Below are 23,345 nucleotides of genomic sequence, written 5' to 3' on the forward strand. Positions count from 1 at the left end.
GTTGTTCAAGCTTCCGTACCCACCGGGCACGCGAAAGTATCCGGATTTTCCCGGTCAAAAATCTCATTGGCCCAGAGCATACACACTAGCTCTTCGGTTCCCACATTGGTGATGTCGTGGGTCCACCCGGGTACGGTCTCCACGATTTCCGGAGTCTCGCCCGCAGTGAACAACTCATAGAACTCTCCAGTAAGCATGTGCCGGAACCGGAAGCAGGCTTCGCCCTTTATGACCAGAAACTTTTCAGTTTTAGAGTGGTGATAATGCCCCCCACGGGTGACGCCGGGGTGCGCGGTAAAAAATGAGAACTGCCCGGCATCGGGAGTTTTCAGCATTTCTACAAACACACCTCGTTCGTCACCGTGCTGCGGCACCTTATAGGTGAACCGGTCAGGTGGCAGATAGCTGACATAGGTGGAATACAGGGCTCGAACCAGTCCTTCACCGACCCGCTCAGTAATCAGGTTATCCCTGGTTGATTTAAAGCGGTTGAGCTGATCGGCAAGCCCACCCACCGTAATTTGATAGGTTGGTTCGACTTCTACAAAAGCGCCCCTCTCACCTTGGCCCTCAAGCAACGAAAGGAAGCTGGCGATGACATCATCCACGTACACCAGATTAATGACGGCACTCGGATCATTGATCTGAATCGGCATATCCCGCGCAATCTTGTGACAGAAAGTCGCCACTGCGGAGTTATAATTAGGTCGAGCCCACTTACCGAACACATTGGGCAACCGGTAGATATGGACCGGGTTTCCGGTTTTCCGGTTTAATTCCAGCAATGCATCTTCGGCAGCCCGTTTGCTGTTGCCGTATTCATTGTCCCGCTCGGCCTGGGTGGAAGAGGTATAAATCACCGGAATATGACGGCCACTGTTTTCAACAGCATCGCACAAAGCCTCGGTCAGACCTTGATTGCCGCTAACAAACTCCGATGGATCCTCAGGACGGTTAATCCCGGCCAGATGGATAACCCAATCCACTCCGTCAAGCAAACCGGGCAGGTCCTGCTCACTGTGTTCGCGGGTGTAGGGCACCAAGTCAAAACCACCCCGCTCTCCCAGGTGCATCAACAGATTTTTGCCAATAAAACCATTAGCGCCGGTCACCAGTACTTTCATGAATCAGTCCTCCGGGTTGAGGTATTCACCGCGTTCCAGGGCACGAATGAAGTCCAGTTTCCGCAACAACGTTTGCATTCCCTCAACGTCCAGACGTTCGGTATTGTGGGAGTTGTAATCTTCAGTATGGGAGATCTTCTCCTCACCCTGCTCTACAAATTTGCCGTAGTTGAGGTCCCTTAGATCGGGTGGCACACGGTAATACCCACCAAGGTCTTCCGCACAGGCCATTTCCTCACGGCTAAGCAGCGCTTCAAAGAGCTTTTCACCGTGGCGGGTGCCAATGACATTGATTGGGTGATCGGGTTGGCCCATCAACTCTGTCAATGAACGGGCCAGAGTTTCAATCGTCGCTGCCGGTGCTTTCTCTACAAATAGATCCCCATTGGTACCATTCTGGAAGGCGTAAAGCACCAAATCGACCGCATCTTCCAGCGTCATCATAAAGCGGGTCATGTTGGGATCAGTGATCGTTATAGGTTTCCCCGCCCGGATCTGATCCACAAACAAAGGAATCACCGACCCTCGGGAAGCCATTACGTTCCCGTACCGAGTACCGCAAATAACGGTTTTCTCCGGGTCCACATTACGCGATTTCGCCACCATCACCTTTTCCATCATCGCCTTGGAAATACCCATCGCATTGATGGGATATACTGCTTTGTCAGTACTCAGACAAACAACCCGTTTCACTTCATTCTGGATGGCTGCCTCCAACACGTTCTCTGTTCCGAGAATATTGGTCTTGACCGCCTCCAAAGGGTGGAATTCGCATGATGGGACCTGTTTTAAAGCAGCGGCGTGAAAAACAAAATCCACACCTCGGGTGGCAGTCAGAATGCTGTTATAATCCCGGACATCACCAATGTAGAACTTAAGCTTTGGATTAGCATACCTCTTTCGCATGTCATCCTGCTTTTTTTCATCCCGGCTAAAAATTCGAATTTCTTCAATATCAGTATTCAAAAAACGCTTTAGTACCGCCCCGCCAAAGGAGCCAGTACCACCAGTTAATAGCAGCGTTCTACCTTTAAACATTATTCACCTTAGCATAGCTGATTGATTCGCAGGCATAAGTCCAATAACGAATTATCATTCATATGTTCGATATATTCTTTTCTGCCTTTCTTTGAACAACGTTCTAAATATAAAGAAAACATAGAGGAGCACAAGAAACCGACCACCAGGAGTCATCGCAAAAATAAACCCCTTAAAATTCAATGCAAAAATCGAAAATGGAAAAAACCAGGAGTACCAGTGCCTATAACCGAGCACACTAAAAAGTCTCAATGTCATAAATGCAACCATCAACCCTAGCAGGAATATGAGACAAATGCCTCCATAGTTAAGCTGAATGATATAGCCAATATCGCTATGCGGGCCGACTCCACCGGTATAAACAGAGGTCCCTGACCCGAACATCACCTCGAAGCCGTTATTAGGTATAATGACGTGATCATTAATAAGAGCAGCAATTATATTATTTCCAGCCAATCCGTTAACTAGAAAGTCGGCGAGATCCAGAAAAAAGCCGAACCGCCATGCGTTTTCCTCAACAAAGTTGCCAGAAAAAACTAAGAGCCACGCCATAGATATCGATATAGATGTAAACAAAAAAAGCTTAATCTTACTACTTCCGAAAGCCAGAGTGTATAAAACAAAAAACACCAAACCTAAGAATCCAATCCTAGCGTTCACAAGAACGCCGAACAAAAAAACTGGAACCAAAATCACATAAAACCAAGACCGCTTAGCTAAAAATAAACTGTAGCCTGCGCAAATACCTAAAACCACGGAATATGTAAACGTTAGATTTTCAGCCACCCCAAAGGCTCTGTACCTTTTCTCAAAATCAGAATATATATCATAATAACCATCTAGCTGAATTGATTTATAAAAAGAGTCGAATTCCGGGACAAAGTATAAAATTAACGTTAGTACCGCTGCCAAAAGTACCGAAACATAGATTTCGTCTGCGAAATATTCTATGCTTCGACCGTTCTGGAAACGCGATGCGTAAAAAACAAGCAATAAACCCGACACGACAAACGCTTGAAAAAACCAGCCTAGGAATCTGTCTGAATAAACAATATTGCCGGTCATAAGATCCCGGAATATTGCATAAAAAACAACGATCAATACAAGCGCCAACTCCCATCTAAATGCAACTAGAAATCTAAAATACCTCCGTGAGCAAAGAGGCACTAAACCCACTACAAAAAGACACTGAACCAATAAATAACTAATCTTTGAAAAGACGGGAGGTTGAAACAGAAAAACATAAAACAAAACTACCCAAAACAGGAAACCTAAACTATTTGAAGGGTTTCGATCAGCCGTCATCGACGCCCGCCTTTAATCATCAACATTACTTTATAATAAATTATTTTAAGAAAAACCCATACAATTAGAGATCCGTCACGATTTACTGCATATCTATAAAAATTCATTTTCTTATTAATCAAACCCGAATAGGAACTGACCGATGAATGGCTACTCACTGAAAGATACCGATAAACAGACCTTGCAGCAGAGTCATAAAAAACAGCCCCTGCCAAAGAAGCCTCAAATAAAATTAACATATCACCATTTGCGCCGTCTGCATAATCTAGAGGGACATTTATCATCACAGATCGCCTGAGAAAGAAACTCCCTGTTGGGGAGAACCAGCTCTTCAATATAATGTCTCTGGAGGTAATAAATTCGGGCAGATCTACTTTATTAAATAGCTCGATCTCCCCGGTTTTTGAGTTCATTCTATAACAATTATGAACACACAACGAGACATCAGAATTCTTTATCAAAATATTAGCCTGCCGCTGCAGCTTATCTGAATCAATCCAAAAATCATCACCTTCGCAGATGGCAATAAACTCACCAGTCGCGGTAGCGCATGCATTTGGAATAGGACGAATGCCTTTAGAACGCTGATTTTCAGACTGGACAACTAACTTTATAATATTTGGAAATTTTTCTTTATATCTCAATAATATCGCAAGTGTACCATCAGAAGAGCAATCATCATGTATGATAATCTCAAAAGGAAATGTCGTCTTCTGCAGCAGGAATCCCTTAATGGCATCATCGATATAGCGTTCATGGTTGTAGGTAGTACATACCACACTAACTAAAGGGCTCTCCGATTCATTATCCCAGTTTCGCATTATCTCGCTCTCGTCTGGAACAATCATTGACCGAAACTCAGATAATTTAAACGTACTCATAAGGCCCGATCTCATTTTTAGGCAGACTTTTCCACACTGAAATCCTATGCCATTTAGTAAGACCTTGGCAGATCTTTTGACAGGTTTTTAAAGGGGATAATCTCAAGATAATCATTATGCTGATCACATATTTAGGCTCAATCCTCTGATGGATTGAGCGAGAGCACGAATGAGACAACCAATAGTCTTAAATTATTTTTAGTTTAGGATTTTGATGAGCTTGCTGCGCCCCTTGCGTAAGCACAAAAGTGCTCCCTCAGCCCGAATAAAGATGCTTACCGAAAGATAGACTATAACGCCAGCGCCCCCTGCAACCAAAAAACGACCAACAGTCACATTCACTGAATTCCCCGCAATCAACCAAGCTACACCAGCTGCCAAGCCGGCGGCCAAAAAAGGCTTTAAAACATCTTTTAGCTGTGCACCCAAAGGGTAACCAACCAGTCGGGCTGAAAAATAGGTGTTGGGAACAAGCGCTAGTATCGAGCCTATGACTTGGCTAAAAGCAATCCCAATCACACCAAAAGGTACTGCCAAAAATAACAGGCTCAAATTGACTGTTTTTTTGATTATCCCGACTTTTAAAACCAGATCTGATCGCCCTTTTACATTCAGCAGATTTACATTTAAAGCATGCAACGGTATTAATGCTCCGACTATACAAAGCACCTGCAAATATGGTACCGCAGCTATCCAACGATCATCAAATAACAATATGAATAACGGAGATGCTAATCCAGCGAGCAGCGCCATAATTGGCGCAATCAAAAACATCATCAGCTGCATTATTTGCCGATATTTAAGGAGTAATACTTGGTTTTTATCTTGGAGCGTTGCCATGGCAGGAAAAGTAGCTTGCTGCACCGCCCCGGTAAGCTGCTGAGAAATCAGGTAACTGATTTTTCTTGCGAAGAAATAAAGGCCCGTAATTTCCGCACTAAAAAGCCGACCAATGACCAAAACGTAGGAATTTTGAAAGGCTACTTCAATTATACCCTCCGCAAGAAGATTTCGACCAAACTTAAATAGCCGATTAAATGATTCAGTACTGAAAGCTATCCCGGGCCTCCAACTGCTTAAAAACCACATAACAAATGATGCTATAAAAGCTTGGCCCAGCATCATAACAACGAGGCTCCATTCGGCCCAACCCAAATGTGCTGCAACTACTGCCAACATACCAGATCCCAGTGCAGCGATGCTGTTGGCCTGCATCTGGGATTTAAAGTCCATTCTTCGGCTTAACACAGCCGTCTGAACCACTTTCGTTGCGTTTATTAATACAATCAGCGCCATCACCCGAACCAAACCCGTGAGCTGTTCATGGTTATAGAAATCAGCAATATAAGGCGCGCAGATAAATATAACTGTATAAGCGACAATACTCAGAAGGAGGTTAGTATAGAAAACGGTGTTGAGATCCGCATCTGAGACCCGCTTACTGCGAATCAACGCCTGGCCGAGCCCAGAGTTTATAAATACATTCGCAAATTCGAACACCACTGTTGCCATCGCGATCAGGCCGAATGCTTCCGGAGCCAATAAACGAGCGAGAAACAGTGTGAATAGGGTGGTGGCACCTCTTGTTAAAAAAATGCCACCTAGGTTCCAAAGCACACCACTACGGATTTTTTGGTTTATTCTATGCACTAATTAGAAAGCCATGAATTTTTTAAAATGAAAAACACCGATTTTCAGTTGGCTAACCGAAAAGGTTGACATGTATGGGACAAGCTAACGTTGATAAAACCTCGACTTTGCCGCCATATTCGCCCTGACTCCCTCAGAGCGGTCCAACTCCAACTCCGAATACTCTTTCTGATCCATCTCATCCATCCAATCTTCCGAAATCGAGGTAAGAGCATCATAGGAAAACTCTGTTTGATAGCCCAAATGTTTCATCTCATACCAACAGATCTTCTCAACCACCTTAATTTCACTTTCAGTAAGGTCTTTAAGGTACTTTTTACTATTATTCGAAATAATTCCCTTAGAAATATTACTCCATGCGTTCTGCATACCTGCATTTTTCTTGGTCATTTCATCATTATGAAATTCAAAAATTTCAGAATCAAAGGGAACTCCAAGGAAATCCAGAATTTTTCTAATCTCGACTTCACTATTTTGAGTAAGGTCCTCATATCGGACAAAATGGGCCTTACCTTGATGTTCTAACAGATGGTAATTTTTCAAGCTTTGTTGTTGATCTAACTTCCATTGACGAGCGGCTCTCACGACACCACCGGGATGACCTGAGTTTCGTTTCCATGAAAGAGCCATGTCCCTTGGATCACGAGTTTGATAAACAAACTTAGACTCCGGAAAGTAGCTCATCAAAAATGGAAGAAATTCGTAGACATGATTTTCCTTGATGAAGACATGCTGTTTTCCATTTTCAAAAGCTTCTTCTAGGAAGATATTCTGGATTAGCGACTTGATATCTCCAGGGACCGCAAGATTCTTCAGTTCTTCATAAGAGAAATCTTTCTTCCAAATAGAAAATTCAACAGAAATCAGGCGATGAATATCCCGTAACAATTCCTCCCAATTACCTCTATCTGAAAGATCACCATATCTAAAAAGGTTGCGAGCAACTGGATTAATAATGTGTTTAGTGGAAGGACCACAAATATTTCGGTGGCCATTTAATAATTTAGCGATGAAATTACTTCCAGATCGTTCTGAACACATCAAAAAGAACAACGACATATACCGCCCTTTATTAGATCTGCATTAGACACTTACGTGAAACGTTTGTAGGCTAAGACTGCTTGATCAAAGCTATACTCCTCCAATCTCCAAGTATTCGTATTGGAGAAACTGCCTTCACCTGGATAATCAGGCACACCCGAACCGCTAATTCCATCCTGCTCAACCAGGCGAGAGACAAGGCCATCATAATAATGGTTCGGGCGCTGACAAAAGTCTTCATACTGAACTACCAGCTTCCGGCTGGCCGGTAATTCAGCGAAGCTCTGCTCCAGGGAACGGTTTATCGCAGCAATCTGGCCCGCAACCGAATCAAGCGGATCAAGTTTTTTCAGCTCTTCGTATTCCCTTATTTTGAAGGAATACCAAGTGTGGATATCACCATACTGGCGTTTTCGAGCCTCCAATGCTGACTGGATATTAAAAATCGGGTCCCTCCTGATCCACACGAATAAGGCCTTTTCAAAATGTTCCGCCAGTTCGGGGATATTCTGATTCATAATCATGGCCTTCAAGGCAAATGGCTTTTCAAAAATGTTAGCCAAGCCGTTTAGTTCATCCCGAAGTTTCGGGAGATTTGCTGCTTGCCGGAGCTCCGGACCAGGCAAATAGTCTAGGTCCGTGAAGGGTAGAAAGCGGCGCCAAAAGTACCAAAATTCGTTTGGTGCCACGGCGCCTTTCGTTTTTCCATTATCCGAGCTGAATGTAATGTCGGAATTGAAGTCGAGAATTTCGTCACGAAAGTTGTAACGTGGATCGGTCAACAACTGTTGGATTTTGGCGCCAACCAGAGGTGCCCCAAAAAAACGAGACAGGAGATTGGTGGGGTAAGCGACCAAACCTGTTGATGCGAGCCATTGAGTAAATAGCGTGGTGCCCGAACGTAAAGGGCCGACTACAAATATCTTCGAGTATTTTTCCGATGAATCTTCAAGATATTTTTCATTCGCACTGGAAAGATTAGCGTTTAACTCTTTGAGTAACACTTCCAGGTCAGACACTCGACTAAACTGCTTGGATCGATTTTCTTGATTATCCATAAATTGAAAATTCAAAGATGCAAAATTGAAAGCAAGGCATAGGCTCCCCCCCCTAGTCCAACTCATATTGATCCAATAATTGGATCACTTTTTCCGGCGAGCAATTCATTAATATATCGATAATCGAAAGATTAGGAACGAATCCTGCAGTCTGTTGGCGATATTCGACGGGCAATGATTGAATAAATCTAAGCTCAATTCCACTGTCAGAAAACTCAGGTCTGGAATAGAGCTCTCTGCCCCCGGGAGAGTTTATGTAACAGTCGGCCTCAAATTTATGACATAAGGCGATCAATCGATCTTTTGCTACTGCAGATCTGTCATAATCAAGTTTGCTGGTCCTCTCAAACTGTTTTTCAAGTCCGAGGTAAGAAAAAATTGCCTCATAGCTTTTCATGCAGATCGATGCAATAGACCGATCGTCATGCTCAAGGATTTGACGTATTAGTGGGAAGACGACCTCAAAATAGGGCGCCTTTGCGTAACTATGTTCGACAGTCTTCAGCACCTTCACTATATTTTCTGAAAACTCTAAATCACAAATGAGTTTATTTTGAGACGCACCCGGTACAGGAACCGTGAATCGTACTTTTCCATTTCGGGATAACATACTGTTTCTATTAATGTAGCCACGTGTGATATAAGCAACGTCATCATATATGAGGAATAAATCTGAGGCATGAATGAGCTGAAAGTAGCCGATATATGGAAACAGATAAGGCTGCATAACCGCAAGTTTCATTGTTCGGTCTCCACCTCAATCAAATCAATGATTTTGTTCTGATCTGACTCGGCCAGCTGATCAAAGATAGGAAGGCATAAAATCCTACTGGCGATATCGCTCGAAACAGGTTGGTTCGCCGGAGCATTGAGGCACTCCACAGATTCCAGCGAAGGATAAAAATACCTTCGGGCCATTATGCCATTTTCCTTGAGCCTGGCAGCCACACGCACTGTCTGTTCTTGGGCTTGAAACACAACGGGGAAATACGCATAGTTGTAAACAAGTGTTTCTCGCTTTGCTTGCTGAAGGAGACTTGGATTTAGTCCATGTTCATACCTGCGCCAGACCTGTGCCCGTGCTTTGAGATTGTCTTCCATTTCATCAAGCACACACAGTCCCATCGCTGCCTGTAATTCACTCATCTTTGCGTTGATTCCAACTTCTTCGATAGTTTCCGGCCCCGCAATACCGAAACTGATCATTTTTTGAGCTCTCAGCAGATCTTGCTTGCGTTTAAACACAATCGCCCCACCCTCCCCAGTGTGGAACAGCTTGGTCGCGTGAAAGCTAAGAGTGGCGGCGTCACCGTGTTTGAGCAGGCTTTCTCCTTGATAGTTCACACCAAACGCGTGTGAGGCATCGTATATGACTTTGAGGTTGTGCTGCTGGGCAACAGCATCAATGGCTTCCACGTCGCAGGCATTACCGAACACGTGTACCGGGACTATGGCACGGGTATTCGGGGTGATAGCCGCCTCGATATTGGCCGGGTTGAGGCACCATGTGTTCGGGTCGATGTCCGCGAATACCGGCTGCACTCCGTCCCATTTGAGGGCGCTGGCGGTGGCGATGAAGGTAAACGGAGTGGTGATGGCCTCCGGCCGTTTGGCTGGATTTGCATCGCTCACGCCGAGGGCTCGGTAGGCAACTTGCAGAGCAAGGGTACCGTTCGCGACGAGCAAGAGGTTTTCAACGCCCAGGTAATCTTCCAACCGCTGGGTAAGCTCTTGTACCAGCTGGCCGTTGTTGGTTAGCCACTGGCGTTCATAGATGCCATCGATATATTTTTCAAGATTTTCCCGGCTTGGGAGATAGGGTTTGGTGACGGGAATCATTCGGTATCTGCCAATATGTCGAGAAGATAGTCTCCATAGCCGTTTTTTTTCAACCTGTTGGCCTGTGCTGCAAGCTGGTCTTTACCAAGCCACCCCTGGTTGAAGGCGATTTCTTCGAGGCATGCGATTTTATAGCCTTGGCGCTTTTCGATCGTTTCAACGAACTGCGCCGCCTCAAGCAGGCTTTCGTGTGTGCCGGTGTCGAGCCATGCAAAACCACGGCCCAGCAACTCCACGCATAAATTCCCCTGCTCCAGATAGGCCCGGTTCACATCGGTGATTTCGAGTTCACCCCGGTGACTGGGCCTGACTCGTTTTGCTATATCCACCACGGAGTTGTCGTAAAAATAGAGTCCCGTCACTGCATAATGCGATTTAGGCCGCTCCGGTTTTTCTTCAATGGAGACGGCTCGTTTGTTCTCGTCGAACTCCACGACTCCAAAGCGTTCAGGATCCTTTACCTGATAACCAAACACTGTGGCACCTTCCGCACGCCGTGCTGCCTGCTTCAGCTTTGGCGTAAACCCCTGCCCATAGAAGATGTTATCGCCCAGTACCAGACAGACACTGCTATTGCCAATAAACGTTTCCCCAATGATGAAGGCTTGGGCCAAACCGTCCGGGCTTGGCTGAACTTCATAACTGAGATTGACACCAAATTGTTCACCGTTTCCCAATGCACGCTTAAACCCCGCCTGGTCTTCCGGCGTAGTGATGATGAGGATTTCGCGAATGCCCGCCAGCATCAATACCGACAGCGGGTAATAGATCATCGGTTTATCGTAAACGGGTAGCAGTTGTTTAGACGTGCCCAACGTAATGGGATATAGACGGGTACCAGAGCCACCCGCCAGAATGATGCCTTTCATGCTGCCAATCCTTTAATGATCATATCTTTCACTGCTATTCGGACTTGTCGTGTCTGTCTATCTGTAGAAGTCGGTAATCGATTCAAGGACACGAGACTGCTCCGACGGGGTGATTCCGTACCAAAGCGGCACCCTTACAAGCCGTTCACTCTCTTGGGTCGTATAGAGGTCCTGGCCTTCGAAACGCGCAAAACGCTGCCCTGCACTCGCAGTGTGCAACGGCACATAGTGAAACACTGCGAGAATATCGTCAGCTTTCAAATGGTCCAAAAGCGCAGTCCGCTCTTCCAGCCCCGCCGTTTTGATGTAAAACATATGCGCATTGTGTTCACACCCATCGGGGATAGACGGTAGTTCAATTTTGCCCGCCTTTTCCAGGGGGAGAAGATTTTCGTAGTACCAACTCCAGGCTGCAAGGCGAGAGTGATTAATATCATCAGCCGCCTCCAATTGCCCCCACAAATAAGCTGCCTGAAGCTCACAGGGCAAATAGCTGCTGCCTACATCCACCCATTGATACTTGTCGACCATTCCCCGGAAAAACTGACTACGGTTAGTGCCTTTTTCACGAATGATCTCTGCGCGTTCCGCGAACCGAGCATCGTTGATGATCAGCAGGCCACCTTCTCCACCACTGGTATAGTTCTTGGTCTCGTGGAAGCTGAATGCACCGAGGTGACCAATGGTTCCGAGTGCCTGGCCCTTGTAGGAACTCATCATCCCCTGAGCAGCATCTTCAACTACAAACAGATCATGCCGCCGAGCGATGTCCATGATGGAACTCATTTCGCAACTTACGCCAGCATAGTGGACCGGTACGATAGCCCGGGTTTTATCCGTGATCGCCGTTTCGATCAATTGTTCGTCGATATTCAGCGTGTCAGGCCTGATATCAACGAACACAATCCTCGCGCCGCGCACCACAAACGCATTAGCCGTGCTGACGAACGTATAGCTAGGCATGATCACTTCGTCGCCCGGACGAATATCGATCAGGAACGCGGCCATCTCGAGGGCCGCTGTACAGGATGGCGTCAAAAGGGCCTTCTTGGCGGGAAGAGATTGCTCGAACCACTCCTGACATTTTTGGCCAAATGGACCATCGCCAGACATTTTCTCGCCGGCCAGCACTTCCCGAACATAGGCATCCTCTAAACCCGTGTGAGGAGGCTTATTAAAAGGTATCATTCGCTCTGTTCCCTGAGGAAAGTTTTTTCCAGCTTCAGAAGATTCTTTTTTCGGTCTCCTATCCTCCGGACAGGCACTCCAACGTAGATCCCCCACGGCTCGGTGCTTGCGGTTACTAAGCTCATCGCCCCTACTGAACACCCTTCTTCAACCGAAACGCCCGGGAAAACGGTTGAACCGGCGCCAACGATAACGTGTTTCCCAAGCCGGACTTCGGCGAAATATTCGTTCTTGAACTTCTTTGGAATAAGGGAGTTAGTCAACGTCTCTCCACTGTAATCATCCGATTGGGAAAAGACTTTCACTCCGTAGGCCAGGGTACAGAAATCAGACAGGAAGACGCCGGGCTCACCGCCTGCAATCAGGCACATGGGGGTAATATGACAAAACCGACCGATCTTCACCCTTCCGGAGATCACACAAAAGTCATCGATGCGGGAGTTATCGCCGATTTCAATCTGGTCAGCGTTATAGATGCAGGCTTTGTCGCTGATCCTGACGTTTTCCCCAAGAGACCGAAAGCCCATGGACTTTACAATATCGTTTGAAAGGTACGCCATATCAGTCTCCGAAAATGGCAGACCATTGTCTGACTAAAATGCTTTCCGAAAAATTGGAACGGACGATGTGAGCGTTTCTACTCAAATCCGCTTCCGACATACGCTCAAGGTTTAAATTTTCAAACTTACCGACTTTAAGGCCCATGCCGGTCAGGAATTGCCACTGGCTGACGTCACTTCTTATAAACACGGTTTTACCAAGCCCCAACAGCGAAATGGTATTCCCCATCGCTTGCTGCCGTTTGTGATTGAAAACTGCAATATCGATATCGCGGAGAAAGTCCAAATAATCCTGATAGGGCATGAACTCAACCATAGGGATAAACTTATCGCCGAACCAACGCTTTCCGAGGTCCGCAATCTTGTTCGCATTCACCTTATTTCCATAGGAAAGCGGCACATAAATAGCGATATCATCGTTTTTGTATGGGAGTAGCTTTTCGAAAACCTCTTCATGATTGTTGCTAGGGTCTGACGAATTGCCCACAAGAATCTTTAGCGTGCCGCCATTGTTCCGGGAGCCACTACCAGAAATCATCTCCGGGTCAACGATGTTGCTGAGGTACATCAAGCATTCATGATACTGGCCTTTGGCACCGTACCATTTTCTCGCAAGTTCAATATCACCGTTTATGTAGGTCACAAGATGGCCGATTCGATTTATTACAAACCGCCGATAGAACTCTTTTCGACGGCTGCTCAGGCCTCTTTCACGCTTATTGTATTGGTAGAGATCGCTCCCCCAAATTAACCAATAGCATTTCGGAAGTAACCAAGGGCAGCAAAACAGGAAAAATATGACACGCGACATAAAAAGCGCATGAAGTATGATCTTATCGGCCTTATGCATTCCAACCAAAAGACGCCAATATGCCTTTAAGGAACCAAGACCTTTTCGATTTGCTACATATATATTCCTGTTCGGTACTATCGAGTAATTTTTCCTGGCGCTACCACTCAACCAGAACTTATGTTCAGACTGGTCAAAGTTCCGACAAATGAAATCAATGTAGGGCGGGATAAACTTATCCACATTAGCGACGTGAAAAATCAATTGATACGACCTGGCGAGAAAGAAGAGCAAACCGCTTTCATGTCTACTTTATGCGAGTCGAAGCTTTTCATAGAGAGATTCCCAAGCGCTCTCGTTGGTAACTTCCATCCTGAACCCGCTTGCACCACTCAAGATTAGCAAGATACCACTCAATGGTTTTGCGAATACCCGTCTCGAAGGTTTCCTCTGGTGTCCAGCCAAGCTCTTCCTTGATTTTCTTGGCATCAATGGCGTATCGGTGATCGTGGCCGGGGCGGTCTTCAACGTGGGTAATCAGGTCCCGGTAGATCATGGTACTGGGTCGCAATTCCTGGAGGATATCGCAGATGATCAGTACAACATCGATATTCTGCTTTTCGTTGTGCCCGCCAATATTATATGTCTCACCGGGCACGCCATTCGTGACCACTTTGTGCAGAGCTCTTGCGTGGTCCTCCACGTACAACCAGTCGCGGATCTGGTCGCCCTTCCCATAGATTGGCAACGGCTTTCCATCAAGGGCATTCAATATTACCAGGGGAATGAGCTTTTCCGGGAAATGATACGGACCGTAGTTGTTGCTGCAGTTGGTAACCAGCGTAGGCAGGCCATAGGTACGCTGCCACGCCCGGACCAGATGATCTGAACTCGCCTTGCTGGCACTGTAGGGGCTACTTGGAGCATAGGAGGTTTCTTCTGTGAAGAGCCCCTCTGGCCCCTCTAGATCCCCATACACCTCGTCGGTACTGATATGGTGAAAGCGGAAATTTGCTCGACGGCTTTCGCTAAGCCCTTGCCAATATTGGCGGGCTGCTTCAAGCAACGTGTAAGTACCCACAATGTTGGTTTCGATAAACGCTGCCGGCCCATCAATTGACCGATCCACGTGGCTTTCCGCTGCCAGGTGCATGATGGCGTCTGGCCGATGTTGTTCTAAAACACGATCAACCTCGGTGCGGTTGCAGATATCGACTTTTTCAAAGCAGTATCGATCGCTGTTACTAACCTCGGCGAGGCTTTCAAGGTTACCGGCATAAGTCAGTTTATCCAGGTTCACCACTTCATCATGGGTGTGCCTGATGATATGACGTATAACTGCAGAACCGATGAATCCTGCCCCTCCTGTTACTAACAGCTTCATAACGCAATCCGTTTCAATATAGAGTTAACTGATGCGGCCTACTAAAACCACGGAAGCAGCGCTCCACGAGCACTCAGCTTTTTTGAGCCATCTGGGTTCGAACGGCAACGAGGAACTCTGTAAAAAACGCAGCAAACACGCCAAGCATTCCTCCTAAAATGACTGACAACGCAACAATCAACGTCCGCCTCGGCCCTGTCGGGTCAACACTCTGTCGGGCAATCACCAAGGATTTCGCCGGCAGAAAGCTCGACAATTCGAGCTGCAGGTTTAATTTTCTATCCACGGCCGATGCCAGTGCCTCACCGGTGACACCGTCTTTTTTCAGGGATGCGACCAGGTCACTGGTGGACTCAATCTGCTTTTTCAATCGGTTCCGTCGCTGGTCCAGATCCTTGGTCTGATCTTCCGCCACTTGATCCATCAATGTTGTATGAATGCGCTTTACCAGGTCAGCATGGTTTTCGCCAGCTTCCGTAATAATCTTGACCAGGTATGTGTCTTTCGGGTTCTCGAATGCAACATTGAATGGCAGCCGACCGTTTTCCGACTCGTAGCGGGCTTTCGTCTCCGGCAACCAACGAGTTTCCAGAGTGGCCATAAGGGCAGGCGGTGCCGTGAGAGGCTGATCCGATGCCACCATGGCACCCTGTATCAGGCTCGTGTAACGATAGGTGTTGTCGGCCATCAGGGCGTACCCCACACCTGCCACGGTACACACAAGCATGACAAGGTAAAAAATGCGCCTCCGTCGGACGAAGGTTACGGTCAGATCGACCAGGCTGATCTCATCATTGCCGTTGTGGCATAAATCCATTGGACGGTTATTCATCGGTTCTATCTGCTGCTTTTATAGTCTTTCATAAGTATTTTTTTGCATTCGACCACGCTACCGCCCCATCCACCTTATCTGATGTCCTGAGGCCAAGCTGAACGATTGTACGGAAAGACCGTGCCGGTTTCAGTTACTTTGCGTTAGGGCCACGTCGCTCGCAGAGCCATTTTCCCGCTTGATAAACGCGCGAACAAAGACGACGAACACGCCCAACATGCCTCCAAGCAGGGTCGCGAGCACGGCCATGAGAGCCCGTTTGGGACCACTTTTATCTTGCGGCGGAACAGCCGGATCTATCGTCCTGAAAATATATTCCGGCTGTGCGTTGGCGAGCATGATAATGCGGGTCTCCTTTTCGATCAGTTGATAGAACACCCGCTGCATGTCAGCGTTGCTTGTTTCGCGAAGCTTCTTCTCGAGATAATCCATTCGCGCCTGGGATTCCTGTACATCCTGAGCTCGCATGTGTTCGTTGATGTCCTGAATCAGCCAGCTAACCCAGTTACTGGCGGCCATCGGTGAATAACTGGTGATGCTCAGAATAAGCATGCCGTTTTCACTGTTCTGACTGACATTGAGCTGCCGGCGGAATGTTTTTACCAGATCCCAATCGGTAGGCTCAAAGCTCTCGCCTTCATCATTCGTGAGCCACTTATCGGCATGGGGGTTGTATACCTCTGTGTTATAGCGCCAGGTTTTGGTTTTTTCGCTCCAGCCGGTAGTGGCCATGATAGGCACGGCCAACTGATGACGGTGAATAAAGTCCGTCAAAAATGCCCTGGACTGCAATACCTCTTTTGCGATCGCCGTTTTGTTGGTGTCGCTACTCCCGAGATTCACACCAGCCAAGCTGGCCAACCCACTTAACTGGCCGCTGATCTGCATTCCACCGCTGCTATCCTGCGCGGGCGCCACCACGGCTGAGGCGGTGTAAACATTTGGTTTGTACAACGCGTACCCGACGCCAGCAGCTGCACACAAAAACGTAATTACAATAATCAGCCATTTGCCCTGCCACAAGGTGGCAAACAGGGCCCGGAGATCAATTTCGTCCTCGGCGCAAGAAAATTTCTGCACAGCCTGATTCATAACAAAGTGCCTATATTGTTACAGGTTGCCAACGGCTGCAGCACCAAGAGCCATCTGGTACACAATCTGGCTCACGTTCGTCCAGAGCTCCAGCTGATTCAAGCGATCGACGTCTATCGGCATGATAATGGTGTCACCCGGCGCCAGTCTCTGACTGCTGCCGCCGAACCAGTGGCTACGCTCTGGCAAGAGTACGGAACCATCGGCTTTGACCACATAGACACGGCTGGGGTCAGCCTGTCGGGTGGGGCCGCCAGAACGCTCAAGGTAGTCGTCGACGGTGAGGCCCGGTTGATAGAGGTGACTGGTCGGAAACTGGACTTCCCCAAAGACCGAAACGGATTGCGGAATACTGGGAACCGTTAGCGTATCGCCATCCTGGAGTCGGATAGGCATCTCTGCTTTGCCATTCACGATAGCAGGCAGGTTGATCACCATTCGACCGACCGGACGACTGCTCTGCACCTCCTCCAGCAGATCTTGTGCCTGCTGGGCATTCTGGCCCTGGTTTCCGAAATCCTTTCCACGCAGCTGCACACCCAGGAGATCACCCTTCAAACGCTGCTCTGCCTCACGCAGACGTTGAGCTTCCCGCTGGCGGAGCTTTTCCCGGGTAAACACAGCCCCTTTGGGAAACGCATTCTCTGTAAGCCCTCCTGCTCTCGCGAGCACACCTTTGAGAGTTTCGCCATCCCGGAAGGTATACACCCCGGGATAGCGGACTTCACCTTTCAGTTCCACCGTCCGGGTTTTTGCAAAGTCCGGGATGGACTTGATCAGGATGCGATCCCGGCTTCTCAACGCCAAGTCGGAGTCACCCGTCATGGCATCTGCCAAGTCCACAGTGAAGATGGTAGTTTTTTCAACACCGCTTTCATCCGTGGTATGGCGAGCAACTTCTGCCCTCATAAGAGAAGCCGAGTCCTTTAATCCACCGGCAATGAACAGTGCATCTGCCAATCGGTGGGTCGCAGGCATGGGGTAATCGCCAGGATAGCGAACCGGGCCACTGATGCTGATAATCTGTTGCGGTTGCCCCGGGCTTGCCTGAGCTTTCAAGCGCTGTAAAACAGGTTCAAAAAGCACAGACCGGGTATATGCCGGCAGGGTATTTTCCTGCGGCTCATCGGAGCGTCCGGGGGTAACAGTCGCCTGGTCAGTGCCCTCTGAAGCAACGTCTACCTTACCCCCATCCGAGAAGAAGAGTAGCCGATCCTTTTCCGACAACGTCAAATCTTTGGGCCCACCCGGATTAGCCAAGGCTTTCCGAAGACGAAGGTTCAATACAGAGATGGTGTCATTGGTAGGATCCGTGCGCACGATCGCCGCATAGTTTTTATCGGCTATCGGCAACAGATCGCTGTCAAGATTACGGATCAAGGAGCTAACGCGCATCCCGGGCACCCACGCAAACTTGCCCGTGTGCGTTGCCGCACCTTTGACTTCCACATACTGGCCGGTTACGTCCGCAATCGACGGTACGTGGATCAAGTCACCCGCCTGAACGGGTGCCGTGCGGCCTTCCGGGCGGGTAAAATCCGCTTCTGCAATAATCCTCAGGAAGTCTTTGTTCGTGCGCTCAATATTGATTCGGCCGGGATAAGCCTGGGAAGTCAGTCCGCCCGCCAGCGCGATCAGGTCCGCAATCGAAGTCTTTCCTTTCAATTCGTACAAAGCAGGGCGGTTGACTTCACCCTCAATGCCAACGCGCTTCCCCACCGGAGGGATAAAGATGACGTCGCCGGGCTGCAGGCGGTCGTCTCCAGAGTTGTCTCCATGCAACAACAGCTGATAAAGGTCCAGCGTTCCTACTACCTTGCCGTCTCGCTTGTGCTGGACACGCCGTAACGAGCCCGATTTCTTGATTCCCCCAGCCACATAAAGCGTATTGGTCATGGTGGCAAGGGAGCTGACGGTATAAGACCCGGGATTGCGGGCTTCACCCAGCACGAACACTCGCATACTTCGCAGTTCACCCAGGGACACACTGACTTCAACGCCAATGTATTGTTCGGACACTTGCTTTCGGATTTTCTGTCTTGCCTGATCGAAAGTCAGCCCTGCCACACTCATCGGACCGGATTGCGGAAAACTGATGGTGCCGTCACGGCTCACAGGCAACTGGAGAGACTGGTTTTCCTTACCCCACAGTTGAATATTGAGGACATCGCCCGGTCCCAGAGTATAGCGTGCTGGCACGGGGATTTCGGTAACGGGTGCAAAGGTTGTGGGGCTTCCGGCAAACAGATCGTAGCCGTATGGCTTCAGCTCGTCGCTATTGCGGGATTGATCTCCCTTTTCCGCGGACTGGTCGGACGAACGGGTGTTTTTACTGTCCTCATTCTGGTCGACCGGGTCAACCACATTCACCGTCTCCGGGCGCTTCCCAACCGAGTTATCCGATTTAAGGCTACTGAGATCGATTCCGTATTGCCGGGCCAGAGCTTTCTGTTGGGCTTCCGGAAGCTGCCTGAATTGTTCGATCTGTGCCTGGCTTATCGATTGGGCCGATGCCACAACGGGCAGAAGTAACGCCAATGGAAGCAATAAATGTTTCAGAGTCACTGGGTATTTCCTGAGTGCGAATGTCAGAAACGGTAAGTCCAGTCAGCCCCAAGGGCCCACTGTTCCTTTTTTCCGCTCAAATAATCGATGGATTTGTCCGTTGCCTGGAGGCTCAGGTTAAGCCATCCCTGAAGAACCTCAGTACCATATCCAAGATCAAGGATGGCCAAGTTCTGGTCGCGAGAGGGAACGGTATAGAACACATCCTGATCTCCTACAACGGTCCGGCTGACACCATCCTCATTGAGCCTTGCGTAGGTTACTTTGGCGTTAAACCGACTCCCCTCCGTGAAAAAGTGATAGCCGCCAAAGGTTATGGCTTCCGCATCGCCGTCGAAGCTCGTTGCCATATTTCGGCCATAGTAGCGATAGCCCGTCCGATAACGGCCGTGGTCATAGGTTATGTTCGGAATGGCGCCGCCTGTCAGGTCATCTGCCAGGGTATTGGTATATTCGAGGAACCACTGCTGATCGCCATTCAACCATTGGGTGGTCCAATCGGCGCCAAACAGCCAGGACTTGCGGGCCGGGAAGGCCCCTGCCTCATCCTCCCCCATCATTTGTGCATACAACCCCATGGATTGCTCGCCAACCGCAAAGCCATATCGTATGTCTATGCTGCCAAGCTGATTGCCCGGGTCGCTTTCCTCCAGCTGGCCGTTATCACGACCAATCAGGGCATTCCAGATGGTAGAGGCGCCCTCCGGTCGTCCCTCCCCACCAAACATAATGGCGCGGGAAAAGCCGACATCCAACCCATCGATGGGCCTTAACGCCAACCGCATGCCCAACAACTTGGCGTTCGGAACGGCTCGGGCATGCTCATACTCACCAGCGATAAGTGTCAGTTGCCAGGGGCCAATCCAACTCAACCAGGGTGTTTCAGACTCAGACGTGTTCCGCCGATTCAACCACACAGACGGCATGGGGCGGGCGTTATCAGACAGGATGAGGCTGGACTGCCAGCCAGGTCCCCACCAGCGATCGATCGCTCCGGCGCCTAGAACCCAGTTCCCTGTAGTCCAAGCTGCATAAGAACCGTCCAGTCGCAGGTTTTCATCATCGTCTGGATCAGCGGCGTAGGCCGGCTTGATACCTATGGTCCAGGAATCCCCCTGCCATTGCAGATCTGCAGAAACGGCTGTCTCTGAACGACTATCGCCAAAACCCCGGAACGCAGGAACATTCGACGTTACCCCCATGCGAAATTCGCCCCGAAACCCGGACTGGGCCTGTTGGGACTGTTCAAACCGCAAATAGGCCGCTGCCTCACCAACCGACGAGGCGTCCGTCGCAATGTCCCGCCGGGCACCATTTTCTATAGCGCTCCACATCAACGGCCATGTCGTAACCGGCCGATTCAGGTGGCCACGATCCGCCAGTTTCTGAATGGCAAACCTCGCTCGGCTATCGCTCGTGCCCAGCCATGGAGAAGCAAACGATTGGAGGCTGGCTAGACACGCTACCGCCCCACCGACCAGGGCCCAGTGTTTTGAGGTCATAAATTCCAAACTGTTAAGGCAAGGTCGAGACTTTGGCAAGCTACCGCCAACTCGATCCTTGTCAGGCGATCAGAGATATTCGAGTGAGGCCGCAATTTTACGTCAACAAGATGGACATACAAGTTACGAAGGGGCCTTACGAACGCTTTAGGGAGAGTTTTCAGTCAAAGGTTGTCAAAACGCTCAGGCACTTATCAAAACGACCAGATGAACGGAATCAGAGCAATAGCGACCGCACCGACCAGAAAACTCAGTGGAAGCCCGATCTTCACATAATCCGCAAACTGATAACGCCCTGGCCCATACACCATCAGATTGGTCTGGTAGCCCAACGGTGTGACGAACGAGGCAGAAGCAGCGAACATGACCGCAACGGCAAAAGGAAGGGGACTCACGCCAAGCTGGTCGGAAATTGCCAATGCAATCGGAAACATCAGTACAGCGGCCGCGTTATTGGTGATCACTTCGGTAAAGAGTGCCGTCAGCAAGTAAACAACAAACAGTGAAAACCATGGCGTGAGGGGGCCGAAACCCAATAGCAGGCCCGCCAGCCACTGGGCGGCTCCGGTTTCTGTCATGGCATTTCCCAGAGCGAACGAGGCCCCGATAATCACCAGAACCGGTAAGTCGATACTTCGCCGCGCTCTGCTAGCCGTGATACAGCCGAAAAGGATCATTGCTCCGGCAGCGAGAAAGGCGGCTTCCAGTATTTGCAAGAGACCGGTTGCGCTCAAGAATACCATCACGCCAAGGATACCCAGGGCAAGCGGAGCCTTGCGGAAATCCGGCGGCGTCGAATCGTTAAGCGCACTAACCAGCAAAAAGTCCCGACGGAAACGGTACTGCTCTACGAACTGATGACTGGCCTCAAGCAGAAGCGTATCCCCCATTCGAAAGGTGATGTCGCCCAGCTTACCCGGAACACGTTTACCCTCACGGGAGACCGAGAGGATGACGGCATTGAAACGGGTCCGGAACCGGCTATCACGAATGGTTTTCCCAAGCGCCGGGAATTCCGGCCCGAGCACCACCTCAACCAGGCAACGTTGATGGTTGGCCACCTCAAGCTTATGCACACTCCCATTGGCCGGTTTGAGCCCCTGAATCCGGCGGAGTTCGCTGGCACATTCCGGAGCACCCACGAAATACAGCTTGTCACCGGGTTGAAGCGTCCGATCAGGCTCGACGGCTGTAATCAGCCGGCCCGCCCGATCGATTTCGGCCAGATAACCGTACTTCAGTGCACGCAGACCCGCCTCAACGATGGTTTTCCCGACCAAAGGTCCGGGGCTGGCCACTTCGACCTCAACGCCGTATTCCCGCACCTGATCCAGCTCTTCCGAGAAACCACCGCGATCGGGCAGCAGACGGGAGCCCCAGAACACGAGATAAAAACCACCAACGATCAGCAAAGGCACGCCGACCCAGGCCAGATCAAATAAGCCGAGATGAATCCCGAGTCGAGTCTGAAGCAAACCATCCACAACGAGATTGGTACTGGTACCAATAAGGGTACAGGTGCCCCCGAGAATGGCGGCGTAACTCAAAGGTAGCAGTAGCTTCGACGCGGAGATACCAAGCCTTTGCGCCCACTCCTGGATAGCCGGAATAAACATGGCCACAACCGCGGTATTGTTCATGAAAGCGCTCAGAAGCCCAGTTGGCGCTATCATCCGAAACTGAGCGCCCTTCTCGTTCCGGGGGTGACCCAGTAAGCGACGGGCGATCCATTGGACTGCTCCGGTTTCCTTGAGCCCGGCGGCGACAATATACAACGTTGCAATGGTGATGACGCCCGGGTTTCCAAAACCGGCGAGGGCCTGTGCAGGCTGCAGAATGCCGAAAATGGTCAGCAATGCGAGTGCCGCCATCAGGATGAGGTCGGCTGAAATTCGGGTGACCGCAAGCGCCGAGAGAACGGCAACCAGAGTTAGTAGCGTGAAAACCGCCTGCCAGCCCATTACTTCGAGATCAGACCTTGCTGAAGCAAATAATCGACCAATTGATCAACACAATCGTCGACCGAGCATTCGGACGTATCCAGGCGCACTTCCGGGCGTTCGGGGGCCTCATACGGGGAGTCAATGCCGGTAAAATCCTTGATTTCACCTGAACGAGCCTTTTCATAAAGCCCCTTGGGGTCACGGGCTTCGCATACCGTCAGGGGCGTGTCCATGAATACTTCTATAAATTCGCCAGCCGGAAAGAGGTTTCGGACCATTCGTCGGTCACTTCGGAAGGGCGAAATGAAAGCGCTAAGAACAATAAGCCCAGCATCGGCAAACAACTTGCTGACTTCTCCAATACGCCGGATGTTCTCGACCCGGTCGGCGTCCGAAAATCCGAGGTCTCTGCAGAGCCCGTGTCGAACATTATCCCCATCCAACAGGAACGTGTGATACCCCCGTTGGTGCAATGCCACATCCAGGGCATTCGCTATGGTCGATTTTCCGGAACCACTCAAGCCCGTAAACCAGAGCAGGCAGGGCCTTTGCTGCTTGTTAAGGGACCGTTCTGCGCGACCGATCTTGTGGTGATGCCAGACAATATTTTCCGCCAAAATTTTTTCCTTCCATGCAGTTATAACGTTATCAATCGCGGAAATTTAGCATAAATTAGTACGTCCA

20 protein-coding genes are annotated in these 23,345 nt (G+C 49.3%); all 20 read right to left on the minus strand.

Annotation, left to right across the window (positions count from 1 at the left end):
* Positions 1–5 precede the first annotated feature (5 nt).
* The gene (gene wbjC, locus MSNKSG1_RS08730; RefSeq protein WP_008938886.1) at positions 6–1,124 is read right to left on the minus strand and encodes a UDP-2-acetamido-2,6-beta-L-arabino-hexul-4-ose reductase; all 1,119 of its coding nucleotides are present in this window, start codon (positions 1,122–1,124) and stop codon (positions 6–8) included.
* A 3-nt stretch (positions 1,125–1,127) separates the two neighbouring features.
* Positions 1,128–2,162, minus strand: coding sequence for a polysaccharide biosynthesis protein (locus MSNKSG1_RS08735; RefSeq protein WP_008938887.1), 1,035 nt, complete (start codon positions 2,160–2,162; stop codon positions 1,128–1,130).
* A gap of 54 nt (positions 2,163–2,216) precedes the next feature.
* Positions 2,217–3,467 carry a hypothetical protein gene (locus MSNKSG1_RS08740; RefSeq protein WP_008938888.1) on the minus strand — a complete coding sequence of 417 codons (1,251 nt, stop codon included), beginning with the start codon at positions 3,465–3,467 and terminating at the stop codon, positions 2,217–2,219.
* Positions 3,464–4,348: a glycosyltransferase family 2 protein gene (locus MSNKSG1_RS18705; protein WP_008938889.1), complete on the minus strand. Its 885-nt coding sequence runs from the start codon at positions 4,346–4,348 to the stop codon at positions 3,464–3,466. The genes MSNKSG1_RS08740 and MSNKSG1_RS18705 overlap by 4 nt, the downstream gene beginning before the upstream one ends.
* Positions 4,349–4,546: 198 nt before the next feature.
* Complete coding sequence (locus tag MSNKSG1_RS08750; RefSeq protein WP_160164269.1) at positions 4,547–5,965, minus strand: lipopolysaccharide biosynthesis protein; 1,419 nt, start codon at positions 5,963–5,965, stop codon at positions 4,547–4,549.
* Between the two features lie 117 nt (positions 5,966–6,082).
* The gene (locus MSNKSG1_RS08755; protein ID WP_083871011.1) at positions 6,083–7,057 is read right to left on the minus strand and encodes a sulfotransferase family protein; all 975 of its coding nucleotides are present in this window, start codon (positions 7,055–7,057) and stop codon (positions 6,083–6,085) included.
* 32 nt (positions 7,058–7,089) lie between these two features.
* A complete protein-coding gene (locus MSNKSG1_RS08760; protein ID WP_008938892.1) occupies positions 7,090–8,058 on the minus strand; it encodes a sulfotransferase in 969 nt (322 codons plus the stop codon).
* 91 nt (positions 8,059–8,149) lie between these two features.
* A complete protein-coding gene (locus MSNKSG1_RS08765) occupies positions 8,150–8,839 on the minus strand; it encodes a WbqC family protein (protein ID WP_008938893.1) in 690 nt (229 codons plus the stop codon).
* Positions 8,836–9,936, minus strand: a complete 1,101-nt coding sequence (locus MSNKSG1_RS08770) for a DegT/DnrJ/EryC1/StrS family aminotransferase (RefSeq protein WP_008938894.1) — start codon at positions 9,934–9,936, stop codon at positions 8,836–8,838. The genes MSNKSG1_RS08765 and MSNKSG1_RS08770 overlap by 4 nt, the downstream gene beginning before the upstream one ends.
* Positions 9,933–10,805, minus strand: a complete 873-nt coding sequence (gene rfbA, locus MSNKSG1_RS08775; RefSeq protein ID WP_008938895.1) for a glucose-1-phosphate thymidylyltransferase RfbA — start codon at positions 10,803–10,805, stop codon at positions 9,933–9,935. The genes MSNKSG1_RS08770 and rfbA overlap by 4 nt, the downstream gene beginning before the upstream one ends.
* A gap of 57 nt (positions 10,806–10,862) precedes the next feature.
* Positions 10,863–11,993, minus strand: a complete 1,131-nt coding sequence (gene rffA, locus MSNKSG1_RS08780) for a dTDP-4-amino-4,6-dideoxygalactose transaminase (RefSeq protein WP_008938896.1) — start codon at positions 11,991–11,993, stop codon at positions 10,863–10,865.
* Positions 11,990–12,553: an acyltransferase gene (locus tag MSNKSG1_RS08785; RefSeq protein ID WP_008938897.1), complete on the minus strand. Its 564-nt coding sequence runs from the start codon at positions 12,551–12,553 to the stop codon at positions 11,990–11,992. The genes rffA and MSNKSG1_RS08785 overlap by 4 nt, the downstream gene beginning before the upstream one ends.
* Before the next feature lies 1 nt (position 12,554).
* Positions 12,555–13,586, minus strand: coding sequence for a TDP-N-acetylfucosamine:lipid II N-acetylfucosaminyltransferase (locus tag MSNKSG1_RS08790; protein ID WP_160164270.1), 1,032 nt, complete (start codon positions 13,584–13,586; stop codon positions 12,555–12,557).
* An 88-nt stretch (positions 13,587–13,674) separates the two neighbouring features.
* Positions 13,675–14,727 carry a dTDP-glucose 4,6-dehydratase gene (gene rfbB, locus MSNKSG1_RS08795; RefSeq protein ID WP_008938899.1) on the minus strand — a complete coding sequence of 351 codons (1,053 nt, stop codon included), beginning with the start codon at positions 14,725–14,727 and terminating at the stop codon, positions 13,675–13,677.
* Between the two features lie 73 nt (positions 14,728–14,800).
* Positions 14,801–15,559, minus strand: a complete 759-nt coding sequence (locus tag MSNKSG1_RS08800) for a Wzz/FepE/Etk N-terminal domain-containing protein (RefSeq protein ID WP_008938900.1) — start codon at positions 15,557–15,559, stop codon at positions 14,801–14,803.
* A 129-nt stretch (positions 15,560–15,688) separates the two neighbouring features.
* Complete coding sequence (locus MSNKSG1_RS08805; protein ID WP_008938901.1) at positions 15,689–16,651, minus strand: Wzz/FepE/Etk N-terminal domain-containing protein; 963 nt, start codon at positions 16,649–16,651, stop codon at positions 15,689–15,691.
* A gap of 18 nt (positions 16,652–16,669) precedes the next feature.
* Positions 16,670–19,216, minus strand: a complete 2,547-nt coding sequence (locus MSNKSG1_RS08810) for an SLBB domain-containing protein (RefSeq protein WP_008938902.1) — start codon at positions 19,214–19,216, stop codon at positions 16,670–16,672.
* 23 nt (positions 19,217–19,239) lie between these two features.
* Complete coding sequence (locus tag MSNKSG1_RS08815) at positions 19,240–20,718, minus strand: capsule assembly Wzi family protein (RefSeq protein ID WP_040886732.1); 1,479 nt, start codon at positions 20,716–20,718, stop codon at positions 19,240–19,242.
* A gap of 194 nt (positions 20,719–20,912) precedes the next feature.
* Positions 20,913–22,679, minus strand: a complete 1,767-nt coding sequence (locus MSNKSG1_RS08820) for an SLC13 family permease (protein ID WP_008938904.1) — start codon at positions 22,677–22,679, stop codon at positions 20,913–20,915.
* On the minus strand, positions 22,679–23,278 hold the full coding sequence (cysC, locus tag MSNKSG1_RS08825) for an adenylyl-sulfate kinase (RefSeq protein WP_008938905.1): 600 nt from the start codon (positions 23,276–23,278) through the stop codon (positions 22,679–22,681). The genes MSNKSG1_RS08820 and cysC overlap by 1 nt, the downstream gene beginning before the upstream one ends.
* Between the last annotated feature and the right edge of the window lie 67 nt (positions 23,279–23,345).

Origin of the sequence: Marinobacter santoriniensis NKSG1 (assembly GCF_000347775.1) — a bacterium.
Classification (GTDB): domain Bacteria; phylum Pseudomonadota; class Gammaproteobacteria; order Pseudomonadales; family Oleiphilaceae; genus Marinobacter; species Marinobacter santoriniensis.

What these genes read in the sequence shown, in the direction of transcription:
- wbjC (WP_008938886.1), bottom strand. Translation starts at nt 1,124, where the DNA reads ATGAAAGTACTGGTGACCGGCGCTAATGGTTTTATTGGCAAAAATCTG.
- MSNKSG1_RS08735 (WP_008938887.1), bottom strand. Translation starts at nt 2,162, where the DNA reads ATGTTTAAAGGTAGAACGCTGCTATTAACTGGTGGTACTGGCTCCTTT.
- MSNKSG1_RS08740 (WP_008938888.1), bottom strand. Translation starts at nt 3,467, where the DNA reads ATGACGGCTGATCGAAACCCTTCAAATAGTTTAGGTTTCCTGTTTTGG.
- MSNKSG1_RS18705 (WP_008938889.1), bottom strand. Translation starts at nt 4,348, where the DNA reads ATGAGTACGTTTAAATTATCTGAGTTTCGGTCAATGATTGTTCCAGAC.
- MSNKSG1_RS08755 (WP_083871011.1), bottom strand. Translation starts at nt 7,057, where the DNA reads ATGTCGTTGTTCTTTTTGATGTGTTCAGAACGATCTGGAAGTAATTTC.
- MSNKSG1_RS08765 (WP_008938893.1), bottom strand. Translation starts at nt 8,839, where the DNA reads ATGAAACTTGCGGTTATGCAGCCTTATCTGTTTCCATATATCGGCTAC.
- MSNKSG1_RS08770 (WP_008938894.1), bottom strand. Translation starts at nt 9,936, where the DNA reads ATGATTCCCGTCACCAAACCCTATCTCCCAAGCCGGGAAAATCTTGAA.
- rfbA (WP_008938895.1), bottom strand. Translation starts at nt 10,805, where the DNA reads ATGAAAGGCATCATTCTGGCGGGTGGCTCTGGTACCCGTCTATATCCC.
- rffA (WP_008938896.1), bottom strand. Translation starts at nt 11,993, where the DNA reads ATGATACCTTTTAATAAGCCTCCTCACACGGGTTTAGAGGATGCCTAT.
- MSNKSG1_RS08785 (WP_008938897.1), bottom strand. Translation starts at nt 12,553, where the DNA reads ATGGCGTACCTTTCAAACGATATTGTAAAGTCCATGGGCTTTCGGTCT.
- rfbB (WP_008938899.1), bottom strand. Translation starts at nt 14,727, where the DNA reads ATGAAGCTGTTAGTAACAGGAGGGGCAGGATTCATCGGTTCTGCAGTT.
- MSNKSG1_RS08800 (WP_008938900.1), bottom strand. Translation starts at nt 15,559, where the DNA reads ATGAATAACCGTCCAATGGATTTATGCCACAACGGCAATGATGAGATC.
- MSNKSG1_RS08805 (WP_008938901.1), bottom strand. Translation starts at nt 16,651, where the DNA reads ATGAATCAGGCTGTGCAGAAATTTTCTTGCGCCGAGGACGAAATTGAT.
- MSNKSG1_RS08815 (WP_040886732.1), bottom strand. Translation starts at nt 20,718, where the DNA reads ATGACCTCAAAACACTGGGCCCTGGTCGGTGGGGCGGTAGCGTGTCTA.
- MSNKSG1_RS08820 (WP_008938904.1), bottom strand. Translation starts at nt 22,679, where the DNA reads ATGGGCTGGCAGGCGGTTTTCACGCTACTAACTCTGGTTGCCGTTCTC.